The sequence below is a fragment of the Pseudomonas parafulva genome, from assembly GCF_000800255.1.
GTDB lineage: Bacteria > Pseudomonadota > Gammaproteobacteria > Pseudomonadales > Pseudomonadaceae > Aquipseudomonas > Aquipseudomonas boreofloridensis.
Window position 1 is genome coordinate 4,930,386 of the sequence record NZ_CP009747.1, and the last position, 12,264, is coordinate 4,942,649.

At 63.1% G+C, this 12,264-nt stretch carries 11 protein-coding genes; all 11 read left to right on the forward strand.

Annotated features, from left to right (window positions below; translation table 11 throughout):
• Positions 1-102 precede the first annotated feature (102 nt).
• The 11 genes from rnr to NJ69_RS21520 all read left to right on the forward strand — a co-directional run bounded on the left by rnr (position 103) and on the right by NJ69_RS21520 (position 12,215).
• Positions 103-2,736 (forward strand): ribonuclease R, encoded by a 2,634-nt coding sequence (rnr, locus tag NJ69_RS21470; RefSeq protein WP_039582872.1) that lies wholly within the window; start codon positions 103-105, stop codon positions 2,734-2,736.
• Complete coding sequence (gene rlmB, locus NJ69_RS21475; protein ID WP_039582873.1) at positions 2,733-3,479, forward strand: 23S rRNA (guanosine(2251)-2'-O)-methyltransferase RlmB; 747 nt, start codon at positions 2,733-2,735, stop codon at positions 3,477-3,479. Before rnr ends, rlmB begins: the two co-directional genes overlap by 4 nt.
• A gap of 308 nt (positions 3,480-3,787) precedes the next feature.
• The gene (gene rpsF, locus NJ69_RS21480) at positions 3,788-4,213 is read left to right on the forward strand and encodes a 30S ribosomal protein S6 (protein WP_029612766.1); all 426 of its coding nucleotides are present in this window, start codon (positions 3,788-3,790) and stop codon (positions 4,211-4,213) included.
• Between the two features lie 28 nt (positions 4,214-4,241).
• Positions 4,242-4,472: a 30S ribosomal protein S18 gene (rpsR, locus tag NJ69_RS21485; protein WP_003249563.1), complete on the forward strand. Its 231-nt coding sequence runs from the start codon at positions 4,242-4,244 to the stop codon at positions 4,470-4,472.
• A gap of 33 nt (positions 4,473-4,505) precedes the next feature.
• On the forward strand, positions 4,506-5,396 hold the full coding sequence (locus NJ69_RS21490) for a hypothetical protein (RefSeq protein WP_039582884.1): 891 nt from the start codon (positions 4,506-4,508) through the stop codon (positions 5,394-5,396).
• Between the two features lie 20 nt (positions 5,397-5,416).
• On the forward strand, positions 5,417-5,863 hold the full coding sequence (gene rplI, locus NJ69_RS21495) for a 50S ribosomal protein L9 (RefSeq protein WP_029612764.1): 447 nt from the start codon (positions 5,417-5,419) through the stop codon (positions 5,861-5,863).
• Positions 5,864-5,975: 112 nt separating this feature from the next.
• Complete coding sequence (gene dnaB, locus NJ69_RS21500; protein WP_029612763.1) at positions 5,976-7,373, forward strand: replicative DNA helicase; 1,398 nt, start codon at positions 5,976-5,978, stop codon at positions 7,371-7,373.
• 122 nt (positions 7,374-7,495) lie between these two features.
• Positions 7,496-9,802: a YgiQ family radical SAM protein gene (locus NJ69_RS21505; protein ID WP_039582885.1), complete on the forward strand. Its 2,307-nt coding sequence runs from the start codon at positions 7,496-7,498 to the stop codon at positions 9,800-9,802.
• Between the two features lie 340 nt (positions 9,803-10,142).
• Positions 10,143-10,592, forward strand: a complete 450-nt coding sequence (gene azu / locus NJ69_RS21510) for an azurin (protein WP_029612761.1) — start codon at positions 10,143-10,145, stop codon at positions 10,590-10,592.
• A gap of 157 nt (positions 10,593-10,749) precedes the next feature.
• Positions 10,750-11,265 (forward strand): sigma-70 family RNA polymerase sigma factor, encoded by a 516-nt coding sequence (locus NJ69_RS21515; RefSeq protein ID WP_037027571.1) that lies wholly within the window; start codon positions 10,750-10,752, stop codon positions 11,263-11,265.
• On the forward strand, positions 11,262-12,215 hold the full coding sequence (locus tag NJ69_RS21520) for a FecR domain-containing protein (protein WP_052192184.1): 954 nt from the start codon (positions 11,262-11,264) through the stop codon (positions 12,213-12,215). Before NJ69_RS21515 ends, NJ69_RS21520 begins: the two co-directional genes overlap by 4 nt.
• Positions 12,216-12,264: the final 49 nt, after the last annotated feature.

Below are 12,264 nucleotides of genomic sequence, written 5' to 3' on the forward strand. Positions count from 1 at the left end.
TCAGCAGGATATCTGCCGGGGGCTGTCCAAGGCAGACATTTCCGGTTTCAATACGCACATGGCAGAATTCTTATCTATATACCCCAAGGTGAACCCCTTCTGATGGCCGATTGGCAATCCCTCGATCCCGAGGCCGCTCGCGAAGCGGAAAAATACGAAAATCCCATCCCCAGCCGTGAGCTGATCCTTCAGCGCCTCGCCGACCGTGGCGAACCTGCCGCTCGCGAGGAGCTGGCAAACGAATTCGGTCTTTACGAAGAAGACCAGATCGAAGCCCTGCGTCGCCGACTGCGCGCCATGGAACGCGATGGCCAGCTTATCTATACCCGGCGCGGCACCTATGCCCCGGTAGACAAGCTCGACCTGATCTGCGGCCGCGTCTCCGGCCACCGCGACGGCTTCGGCTTCCTCATTCCCGACGATGGCAGCGAGGACCTGTTCCTCAGCCCGGCGCAAATGCGCCTAGTGTTCGACGGCGACCGTGCGCTGGCGCGGGTCAGTGGCGTGGACCGCCGCGGGCGCCGCGAGGGGGCGCTGGTTGAGGTCATCTCCCGCGCCCACGAAAGCGTCGTCGGCCGCTACTTCGAAGAAGGCGGCATCGGCTACGTGACCCCGGACAATCCGAAGATCCAGCAGGAAGTGCTGGTGACCGCCGGTCGTAACGGCGGGGCGAAGATCGGCCAGTTCGTGGAAATCAAGATCACCCACTGGCCCACCCCGCGCTTCCAGCCGCAGGGTGACGTGGTGGAAGTGATCGGCAACTACATGGCGCCGGGCATGGAGATCGATGTCGCCCTGCGCAGCTACGACATTCCCCACGTCTGGCCGCAGGACGTGATCAAGGAAGCGCGCAAGTTCCGCTCCGAAGTCGAAGAGAAGGACAAGGAAAAGCGCATCGACCTGCGCCATTTGCCGTTCGTCACCATCGACGGCGAAGACGCCCGCGACTTCGACGATGCCGTGTTCTGCGAGCCGCTGGGCAAGCTGCGCCTGTTCTCCGGAGGCTGGCGCCTGTATGTGGCCATCGCCGACGTCTCGAGTTACGTGCGCCTGGGCTCGGCCCTGGACGTCGAGGCTCAGCAGCGCGGTAACTCGGTGTACTTCCCCGAGCGCGTGGTGCCGATGCTCCCCGAGGAGCTGTCCAACGGCCTGTGCTCGCTGAACCCGCATGTCGATCGCCTGGCCATGGTCTGCGAGATGACCATCAACAAGGCCGGCCAAATGGTCGACTACCAGTTCTACGAAGGCGTCATCCATTCCCATGCGCGCCTGACCTACAACAAGGTCAGCAGCATGCTCGAGCATGCCCGCACCCGTGAAGGCAAGGCCCTGCGCGAGGAGTACAGCGCGGTGCTGCCGGACCTCAAGCACCTCTACGCCTTGTACAAGGTGCTGGTCGATGCCCGTCATACCCGTGGCGCCATCGACTTCGAAACCCAGGAAACCCGGATCATCTTCGGTGAAGACCGCAAGATCGACGAAATTCGTCCGACCGTGCGCAACGACGCCCACAAGCTGATCGAAGAATGCATGCTGGCGGCCAACGTCGCCACCGCCCAGTTCATGCAGAAGCACAACGTGCCGTCGCTGTACCGCGTGCACGACGGCCCGCCGCCGGAGCGTCTGGAGAAACTGCGTGCCTTCCTGGGCGAACTGGGCCTGTCGCTGCACAAGGGCAAGGAACCGTCGCCCAAGGATTACCAGGCGTTGCTGGCGAGCATCGCCGGTCGTCCGGACTTCCACCTGATCCAGACCGTCATGCTGCGCTCGCTCAGCCAGGCGGTGTACAGCGTCGAGAACAACGGCCACTTCGGCCTGAACTACGAGGCGTACACCCACTTCACCTCGCCGATCCGCCGCTACCCTGATCTGCTCGTGCACCGCGCCATCCGCAGCGTGATCCGCTCGAAGATGGATACCCCGCACGTCAAGCGTGCCGGTGCCATGAGCATTCCCAAGGCGCGCATCTATCCGTACGACGAGACGGCCCTGGAGCAGATGGGCGAACAGTGCTCGATGACCGAGCGGCGCGCCGACGAGGCCACCCGCGACGTGGTCAACTGGCTCAAGTGCGAGTACATGCGCGACCGCGTGGGCGAGACCTTCCCGGGCGTGATCACGGCGGTGACCGGTTTCGGCCTGTTCATCGAGCTGACCGACATCTACGTCGAAGGCCTGGTCCACGTCAGCGCGCTGCCGGGTGACTACTACCACTTCGACGCCGTGCATCATCGCCTGGCCGGTGAGCGCACCGGGCGTAGTTTCCGTCTCGGCGACAGCATCGAAGTGAAGGTCATGCGCGTCGACCTCGAACAGCGCAAGATCGATTTCGAGCTGTCCGAGGCGACGATCAAGGCGCCGGTCGGTCGCAAAGGTCGTGGCGAGTCTGGCGAGCCTGACAAAGCCAAGGCCAATGTCACGGCCAAGGGCGCGAGCGGTGCCAAGGCCAGTGGGCCTGCTCAGGCCGAGGCCGCACCGGCCAGCGAGGCGCGGATTTCGCCCAAGCCCCGCAGCCGCAAGAGCGAAAGTGCCGAGGCCTACTTCCCCAAGGATGCCGTGCAGCGCAACGCCGAGGTGCGCAAGAGCCGTGAGATGAAGAAGGCGCTGATGGGCGACGCCCGCAACCAGGCCTCGCACAAGTCCGAGAAGGGCGACAAGGCATCGGGCAAGACCAAGCATCGCAAGGGGCCGTCGAAGTCCGGCGCGCCACGCAAGGGCAAGAGCAGCAAGTCATGAGTCAGTTGGAAAAGATCTACGGCGTGCACGCGGTGCAGGCCTTGCTGCAGCACCATCCCAAGCGGGTCAAGCAGATCTGGTTGTCCGAAGGCCGCAGTGAGCCGCGTCTGCAGGCGCTGCTGGCCCTGGCCGGCGAGAACCGTGTCGCGGTAGGGCAGGCCGAGCGGCGTGAGCTCGATGCCTGGGTCGAAGGCGTGCACCAAGGCGTGGTCGCCGAGGTCAGCCCGAGCCAGGTATGGGGCGAGGCGATGCTCGAGGAATTGCTCGAACGTAGCGAGACCGCGCCGTTGATCCTGGTGCTCGACGGCGTCACCGATCCGCACAACCTCGGCGCCTGCCTGCGCACCGCCGATGCCGCAGGGGCCACCGCCGTGGTGATTCCCAAGGACAAGTCGGCGACCCTCACGGCCGTGGTGCGCAAAGTGGCCTGCGGCGCCGCCGAGGTGATTCCGCTGGTGGCGGTCACCAACCTCGCGCGTACCCTGGAGAAACTCCAGCAGCGGGGTCTGTGGGTGGTCGGCACGGCGGGCGAGGCCGAGCAGGAGATCTACCAGCAGGACCTGACCGGCCCGTTGGTGATGATCATGGGCGCCGAGGGCAAGGGCATGCGTCGCCTCACCCGCGAGCACTGCGACTTCCTGGTCAAGCTGCCCATGGCCGGTAGCGTCAGCAGCCTGAACGTCTCGGTGGCCACCGGGGTTTGCCTGTTCGAGGCCGTGCGCCAGCGTCAGGCCAAGCGTTGAATCCATGGGCTGCCCGGCAGCCCGTCGCGACACACGGCCGCGCCACAGGTTTTCGGATACTGTGGGCGCGGCTTTGTACCGCATAAGGGGCGCATCGCGCCCCGGATCTTGAGGGTTCGAGAAGTCTGTTGGCGATTGTTCAAATAATCGCCAATCGCCTTGCTTGTCCGACCGGCCTTCTCTACAATTGCGCCCCTTGCCACGCTGGCAGGTGCGCATGCGCCTCCCCTCAGGGCGAGACACACAGTGTCATTCACTCCTTGTCTGACCAGATTCGCTGGCAGACTACTAACCCGTAAGGAGCATTCATGCGTCATTACGAAATCATCTTCCTGGTTCACCCGGACCAGAGCGAGCAAGTCGGCGGCATGGTCGAGCGTTACACCAAGCTGATCGAAGAAGATGGTGGCAAGATCCACCGCCTGGAAGACTGGGGCCGTCGTCAACTGGCCTACGCAATCAACAATGTTCACAAGGCTCACTACGTGATGCTGAACGTTGAGTGCACCGGCAAGGCCCTGGCCGAGCTGGAAGACAACTTCCGCTACAACGATGCCGTGATCCGTAACCTGGTCATCCGTCGCGACGAAGCCGTTACCGGCCAGTCCGAGATGCTGAAGGCTGAAGAGAACCGCAGCGAGCGCCGTGAGCGTCGCGAGCGTCCTGAGCATGCTGACTCCGCCGACGGCGACGACAGCAATGACAGCGACTCCAGCGATAACGCTGACGAGTAATCCACGGACCTTTAGAGGAGCCTATTAAATGGCACGTTTCTTCCGTCGTCGTAAATTCTGCCGCTTCACTGCTGAAGACGTGAAAGAGATCGACTTCAAAGATCTCAACACCCTGAAAGCTTACGTATCCGAAACCGGCAAGATCGTTCCAAGCCGTATCACTGGTACCAAAGCTCGTTATCAGCGTCAGCTGGCTACCGCTATCAAGCGCGCCCGCTTCCTGGCCCTGCTGCCTTACACCGACAGCCACGGCCGCTGAGACCGGGTCGTCGACAAGCAGTAAGGGATAGGCATGCGAGCGTTGGCTGATTTCATCATGCGCGGTCGCGTGCAGGCCACTGTCGTGGTGGCTGGTTGTGCGGCAATGCCGCTGTTGTTCTGGTTGAGTGCCGCCGCCGGGAGCCTGGTGTTCCTGCGGCGTGGTTTCAAGGACGCATCCTCGGTCATCGTGTGGGGCATCTTGCCCGCACTGGCCTGGTGGATCTTCGGCGAGCCGCGCACCTTGATGGTGCTGCTGGGGACGCTGGGGCTGGCCGCGCTGTTGCGCGCCGGGCATTCCTGGAACCGGGTGCTGTTGTCCAGCATCGCCCTGGGCCTGTTGTACGGTGTCATCCTCGGTTCAGTGTTCCGCGAACCGATCGAAGCTCTGGCGCGAGCGCTTGAAAAAGCCCTGCCGCAGATGCTCGACGGTCTCTACCAGCAGTTGTCGGTGGAGGAGCAGGCACACCTTGGAGCACTCATCGTACCGGTGCTCAATGGCCTGATTGCAGCGTTGCTGCAGGTCGTCAGCGTACTGGCCCTGATGTTGGGGCGGTACTGGCAGGCCGCGTTGTACAACTCAGGAGGGTTCGGCCGCGAATTTCACGCGGTGCGCATACCTCGGGTGCCGGCACTGGTGCTGCTGGCGTGCATGGTGTTCGGGCCGAACTTCGGTTCCGCCGTCGCCCTGCTCACGCCACTGTGCAGTGTGCCGCTCATGTTCGCGGGCATCGCCCTGCTGCATGGGCTGGTGGCCCAGAAACGCCTGGCCAAGTTCTGGCTGGTGGGGTTGTACGTCACGCTGGTGCTGTTCATGCAGCTGACCTATCCGTTGCTCGTGGTCCTGGCCATTGTCGACAGCCTGATTGATTTTCGCGGTCGCCACTCCCCGAAGGGGAATGATCCCGCGAACGGTGAAGGTTAAAAGTTAAGAGGTTTTACCAAATGGAACTGATCCTGCTGGAAAAAGTCGCCAACCTGGGCAACCTGGGCGACAAAGTAAATGTTAAGGCTGGCTACGGCCGCAACTTCCTGCTGCCATTCGGCAAGGCTACCGCTGCGACCGCCGCCAACCTGGCTGCATTCGAAGAGCGTCGTGCCGAGCTGGAAAAAGCCGCTGCCGACAAGAAAGCTTCGGCTGAAAGCCGTGCTGCCCAACTGGCCGAGCTGGAAGTGACCATCACTGCCACCGCTGGCGACGAAGGCAAGCTGTTCGGTTCGATCGGCACCCACGACATCGCTGATGCCCTGACCGCCTCCGGCGTTGAAGTGGCCAAAGCTGAAGTGCGTCTGCCGAACGGCACCATCCGTCAGGTTGGCGAATACGATGTAGCCGTGCACCTGCACAGCGACGTCGAAGCCACCGTACGTGTGGTCGTCGTAGCGGCCTAAGCTGCGCTGATCGGCTGGCCCCTCGCGGGCCAGGCGGTTAACATCGGGCACGGTCCTGTCTGACAGGCCGTGCCCTTTGTCTTTTTAAATTCCTCAGAATTCTTGCGTGGCCATGAACGAGATTACCCATCCCGAACAGCTCGACCTGCAGACTGCTTCCCTGAAGGTGCCGCCGCACTCCATCGAGGCCGAACAGGCCGTGCTCGGTGGTCTGATGCTGGACAACAACGCCTGGGAGCGGGTGCTGGATCAAGTGTCCGATGGCGATTTCTATCGACATGACCATCGCCTGATCTTCCGCGCCGTGCACAAGTTGGCCGATGCCAACCAGCCGTTCGACGTGGTCACCCTGCACGAACAGTTGGACAAGGAAGGCCTTTCCACCCAGGTCGGCGGCCTGGCCTACCTGGCGGAGTTGGCCAAGAACACGCCGTCGGTGGCCAACATCAAGGCCTACGCGGCGATCATTCGCGAACGTGCCACGCTGCGCCAACTGATCAGCATCAGCACCGACATCGCCGACAACGCCTTCAACCCTCAGGGGCGCAACGCCGAAGAGATCCTCGACGATGCCGAACGGCAAATCTTCCAGATCGCCGAAGCGCGGCCCAAGACCGGTGGTCCGGTCGGCGTCAACGAGCTGTTGACCAAGGCCATCGACCGTATCGACACCCTGTTCAACTCCGACAGCGACATTACCGGTGTATCCACCGGCTTCACCGACCTGGATGAAAAGACCAGCGGCCTGCAGCCGGCCGACCTGGTGATCGTCGCGGGCCGTCCGTCGATGGGCAAGACCACCTTCGCCATGAACCTGGTGGAGAACGCCGTGCTACGCAGCGACAAGGCGGTGCTGGTGTTCTCCCTGGAGATGCCCGGCGAATCGCTGATCATGCGTATGCTGTCCTCGCTCGGTCGCATCGACCAGACCAAGGTGCGCTCCGGCCAACTGGACGACGATGACTGGCCGCGCCTCACCTCGGCGGTCAACCTGCTCAACGACCGCAAGCTGTTCATCGACGACACCGCCGGTATCAGCCCTTCGGAAATGCGTGCGCGCACCCGCCGCCTGGCCCGCGAGCACGGCGAGATCGCGCTGATCATGGTCGACTACCTGCAGCTCATGCAGATCCCGGGCTCGGCTGGCGACAACCGCACCAACGAGATCTCCGAGATCTCCCGCTCGCTCAAGGCCCTGGCCAAGGAATTCAACTGCCCGGTCATCGCCCTGTCGCAGCTCAACCGCTCCCTCGAACAGCGCCCGAACAAGCGCCCGGTCAACTCCGACTTGCGTGAATCCGGAGCGATCGAGCAGGACGCCGACGTGATCATGTTCGTCTACCGCGACGAGGTGTATCACCCCGAGACCGAGCACAAGGGGGTCGCCGAGATCATCATCGGCAAGCAGCGTAACGGCCCCATCGGCTTCGTGCGCCTGGCCTTCATCGGCAAATACACCCGCTTCGAAAACCTCGCCCCGGGCATGTACAACTTCGACGACGACGAGTAACCCGTGCCGGCGAGTGGTACTTCGTCATCGCCATGAATCCGACCGCTATCGTCGGATTTGATCAAAATTTGTGCTATATTCCGCGCCCGCGATTTCCCTGCACATTAGAACCGGTCACTGACATGCAAGCAGCCAAACCACTCTACGACTATCCCAAGTACTGGGCCGAATGCTTCGGGCCAGCGCCGTTCCTGCCCATGAGCAGGGAGGAGATGGATCAGCTTGGCTGGGATTCCTGCGACATCATCATCGTGACCGGCGACGCCTACGTCGACCACCCGTCGTTCGGCATGGCCATCATTGGTCGCCTGCTGGAAGCCCAGGGCTTTCGCGTCGGCATCATCGCCCAGCCGAACTGGCAGTCCAAAGACGACTTCATGAAGCTCGGCGAGCCGAACCTGTTCTTCGGTGTCGCGGCCGGCAACATGGATTCGATGATCAACCGCTACACCGCCGACAAGAAGGTGCGCTCCGACGACGCCTACACCCCAGGCGGTCTGGCCGGCAGCCGTCCCGATCGCGCCAGCCTGGTCTACAGCCAGCGCTGCAAGGAGGCCTACAAGCATGTGCCGATCGTGCTCGGTGGCATCGAGGCCTCGCTGCGCCGCATCGCCCACTACGATTACTGGCAGGACAAGGTCCGCCATTCGATCCTGATCGACGCCTGTGCCGACATCCTGCTGTTCGGCAACGCCGAGCGCGCCGTGGTGGAAGTGGCCCAGCGCCTGTCCGGTGGCGAGACCATCGAGTCGATCACCGATGTGCGCGGCACCGCCTTCGTGCGCCGCGACACGCCGCAGGGCTGGTACGAAATCGATTCCACGCGCATCGACCGTCCGGGTCGGGTCGACAAGATCATCAACCCCTACGTCAACACCCAGGACACCCAGGCCTGTGCCATCGAGCAGGCCAAGGGCGAGGTGGAAGACCCGAACGAAGCCAAGGTGGTGCAGATTCTCGACAGTCCGCGGGTGACCCGCGAGAAGTCGGTGATCCGCCTGCCGTCGTTCGAAAAGGTGCGCAACGACCCGGTGCTCTACGCCCACGCCAACCGTGTGCTGCACCTGGAAACCAACCCTGGTAACGCCCGCGCCCTGGTGCAGAAGCATGGCGATGCGGATGTCTGGTTCAACCCGCCGCCCATTCCCATGAGCACCGAGGAAATGGACTACGTGTTCGGCATGCCCTACGCCCGTGTGCCGCATCCGGCCTACGGCAAGGAGCGCATCCCGGCCTACGAGATGATCCGTTTCTCGGTCAACATCATGCGCGGCTGCTTCGGCGGCTGCACCTTCTGCTCGATCACCGAGCACGAAGGCCGCATCATTCAGAACCGCTCCCACGAGTCGATCCTGCACGAGATCGAGGAGATGCGTGACAAGGTGCCGGGCTTCACCGGCGTGGTCTCCGACCTCGGCGGCCCGACCGCCAACATGTACCGCATCGCCTGCAAGAGCCACGACATCGAGAAGCACTGCCGCAAGCCGTCGTGCGTGTTCCCCGGCATCTGCGAGAACCTCAACACCGACCACAGCTCGCTGATATCGCTGTACCGCAAGGCGCGGGCGTTGCCTGGAGTGAAGAAAATTCTGATCGCCTCGGGCCTGCGTTACGACCTGGCTGTGGAGTCGCCTGAGTACGTGAAGGAACTGGTGACCCACCATGTCGGCGGCTACCTGAAGATCGCTCCGGAGCACACCGAGCGCGGTCCGTTGGACAAGATGATGAAGCCGGGCATCGGCACCTATGACCGCTTCAAGCGCATGTTCGAGAAGTTCTCCAAGGAGGCGGGCAAGGAGCAGTACCTGATCCCGTACTTCATCGCGGCCCACCCGGGTACCACCGACGAAGACATGATGAACCTGGCCCTGTGGCTCAAGGGCAACGGCTTCCGTGCCGACCAGGTGCAGGCCTTCTATCCATCGCCCATGGCCTCGGCCACGGCCATGTACCACTCGGGCAAGAACCCGCTGCGCAAAGTGACCTACAAGAGCGAAGGCGTGGAGATCGTCAAGAGCGACGAGCAGCGCCGGCTGCACAAGGCGTTCCTGCGTTATCACGACCCCAAGGGCTGGCCGATGTTGCGCGAAGCGCTGACGCGCATGGGCCGCGCCGATCTGATCGGTACGGGCAAGCATCAGCTGATCCCGCTGCACCAGCCGCAAAGCGACAGTTACCAGAGCGCGCGACGCAAGAACTCCACGCCTGCCGGCAGTCACAAGGTGGCCAAGGAACAGAAGATCCTGACCCAGCACAGCGGCCTGCCGCCGCGCGCCAGCGATGGCAGCAAGCCGTGGGACAAGCGTGAGAAAGCCAAGGCCGAAGCGTTCGCCCGTAATCAACAGGCGGCCAAGGAGCGCAAGGAAGCGGCCAAAGGCGGCAAGGGCGGCAAAGGCAAGAAGCCGCGTCAGCCGGTGATTCCGCGCTGATCCACCTGCCAAGGGCTGCCTCGCAGCCCTTTTTCATTCCCGTGAAGGCGTCGCATCACTCCGGCCGGGCAAACTCGTAAAGCGCCGCGCCTGTAGCCCCGCATGCATAGGCGGCCAACAGGCCGCGCATGAAATTTCCTAAATTCATCGCACTCGCTCCTAAATGATGGGTTGTCCCATCGTCTATCAAGCAGGCATGATGTGCTCTTAGAAATTTTGTATACAATCCATTGAACAATGCTACTGGCTGGCCTATTGATAGCCCTTGACCCATGTCAGCAAGGGCCTGGTCGGTTTCAGGCAGTCTGGCAATGGATAACCCTCGCCAAGGAGATTCACGATGTTTGCGAAAGCTGTAGCGGTATCCCTGCTGACCCTCGCCAGTGCCTCTGTCTTCGCCGCCGAGTGCTCGGTCACCGTCGATTCCACCGACCAGATGAGCTACAACACCAAGGAATTCACGGTCGACAAGAGCTGCAAGGAATTCACCGTCAAGCTGACCCACTCCGGCAACCTGCCGAAGAACGTCATGGGTCACAACCTGGTGATCAGCAAGACGGCCGACATGCAGGCCATCGCCACCGAAGGCATGAGCCAAGGCCTGGACAAGGACTACATCAAGGCCGACAACGCCGCGATCATCGCCCACACCAAGCTGATCGGCGCGCCGGAAAAAGAGACCGAGGTGAAGTTCGACACCTCCAAGCTGGAAGCGGGCGGTGACTACAGCTTCTTCTGCACCTTCCCAGGCCACGTGACCATGATGAAGGGCAAGGTGGTGGTCAAGTAAGCCACGCGCTGTACCGTTGAAATCGTCGGGGCCGCTTTGCGGCCCCGCTGTTTTACGGGGCTGTGCAGAGAGAGTTGCACACGCTCATCAATCTGGAATAATGCATCTCATTCTCAGTTCAAGCCTCGCCTGTGCGGGCATCCGAGGAATGGGGTCGATGCCAGAAAGCCAACAGCAGGCGCATTTCAGTACGCTCTACGGCGAGCACAACAGCTGGCTCAAGACCTGGCTGTTCCGCCGTCTCGGTTGCCGGGAGGTCGCTGCCGACCTGGCCCAGGACACCTTCGTCAGGGTGCTGAGCAAGGGCCTTTCTCCTCGCATCGAGCAGCCCCGCGCCTTTCTCTCCACCATCGCCCATAGCCTGTTCGTCAATTTGCTGCGTCGGCGCCAGCTCGAAGCCCGCTACCTCGAGGCACTGGCCCAGCTCCCCGAGGCCTGTGCGCCTTCGCCTGAAGAGCGCTGGCAACTGTTCGAGGCCCTGCAGGCGCTCGACGCCCTGCTCGACGGTCTGCCCGCCAAGGTACGAAGCGCTTTGCTGATGTGCCAGCTCGAAGGCCTGACCCATGAACAGATCGCGGCCAGGCTGGGCGTTTCGAAAAGCTCGGTACGCCAGTACATCGCCCGTGCCTTGCTGCACTGCATGACTCACGCGCCCGAGGCGTGCCCGGCATGACCGAGGCCACTTGCCCGCATCAGGCCTTGGCACAGCGCCAGGCTGCCGACTGGTTCGCGCTGTTGTCGTCCGGCGAGGCCGGTGAGCACGAGCGGCGCCAGTGGCTCGACTGGCGCCAGGCCGCGCCGGTGCACGAGGCGGCCTGGTGTCAGGTGGAGGAGGTGGTGTCACGTTTCCAGAGCCTGCCGCCGGCCCTGGCACAGCACACCCTGAACGCCCCGGCGCTGGACCGGCGCGCCGCGCTCAAACTGCTGGCCACCTTGCTGGCCATTGGCGGGGCGGCCGCTGCGGGAATGCGCAGCGAGTTGGCCCAGCAGACCTTCGCCGACCTGTCGACGGGTGCCGGCGAGCGCCGTAGTTGGACCTTGGCTGACCATACCCACCTGCACCTCAATGCCCGCAGCGCGGCCAGCGTGCAGTTCGAGGGACGACGGCGCCAGGTACGCCTGTATTCGGGCGATTTCATGTTCCAGGTGCAGGGGCGATCGGATCCGCACCCGCTGCAGATCACGACCGAGCATGGGCGCATCGAGGCCGAGGCGGCGCGCTTCATGGTCAGCCAGCGTGACGGCCGCGTGTCGGTCTCGCTGTTCGAAGGCGCGCTGCGGCTGCAACCGGATACGGCGCCCTGGCAAGCGTTGGGCGCCGGCCAGTCGGCGCTTCTGCAGCCTGGTCGGGGCGTGTCGGTGGGCCCGCTGCAGCCGCAGGTCGCGGCCTGGGAGCGGGGCCTGGTGTTCGCCGAGGGCATGCCGCTGCGGCACTACCTGGCTCAGTTGGCGCCTTACCGCACTGGACTGTTGAGCTGCGACGCGGTCGCCGGCCGTCTGCGCGTTTCGGGTGTCTTCAGCCTCGATCACAGCGATCGGCTGCTGGCGCAATTGCCGGACATCCTGCCGGTACGGGTGCGCTACTTCTCGCGCTATTGGGTGCGTGTCGAAGCGCTCGGCTAGCCAAGCGCAAAAAAAACCGCTCAGCGCCTGACACTTTTGCCGTTTCGCT

Excerpts from the sequence above, each read along its gene's own strand:
- rnr (WP_039582872.1), top strand. The coding sequence starts at position 103 with ATGGCCGATTGGCAATCCCTCGATCCCGAGGCCGCTCGCGAAGCGGAA.
- rlmB (WP_039582873.1), top strand. The coding sequence starts at position 2,733 with ATGAGTCAGTTGGAAAAGATCTACGGCGTGCACGCGGTGCAGGCCTTG.
- rpsF (WP_029612766.1), top strand. The coding sequence starts at position 3,788 with ATGCGTCATTACGAAATCATCTTCCTGGTTCACCCGGACCAGAGCGAG.
- rpsR (WP_003249563.1), top strand. The coding sequence starts at position 4,242 with ATGGCACGTTTCTTCCGTCGTCGTAAATTCTGCCGCTTCACTGCTGAA.
- NJ69_RS21490 (WP_039582884.1), top strand. The coding sequence starts at position 4,506 with ATGCGAGCGTTGGCTGATTTCATCATGCGCGGTCGCGTGCAGGCCACT.
- rplI (WP_029612764.1), top strand. The coding sequence starts at position 5,417 with ATGGAACTGATCCTGCTGGAAAAAGTCGCCAACCTGGGCAACCTGGGC.
- dnaB (WP_029612763.1), top strand. The coding sequence starts at position 5,976 with ATGAACGAGATTACCCATCCCGAACAGCTCGACCTGCAGACTGCTTCC.
- NJ69_RS21505 (WP_039582885.1), top strand. The coding sequence starts at position 7,496 with ATGCAAGCAGCCAAACCACTCTACGACTATCCCAAGTACTGGGCCGAA.
- azu (WP_029612761.1), top strand. The coding sequence starts at position 10,143 with ATGTTTGCGAAAGCTGTAGCGGTATCCCTGCTGACCCTCGCCAGTGCC.
- NJ69_RS21515 (WP_037027571.1), top strand. The coding sequence starts at position 10,750 with ATGCCAGAAAGCCAACAGCAGGCGCATTTCAGTACGCTCTACGGCGAG.
- NJ69_RS21520 (WP_052192184.1), top strand. The coding sequence starts at position 11,262 with ATGACCGAGGCCACTTGCCCGCATCAGGCCTTGGCACAGCGCCAGGCT.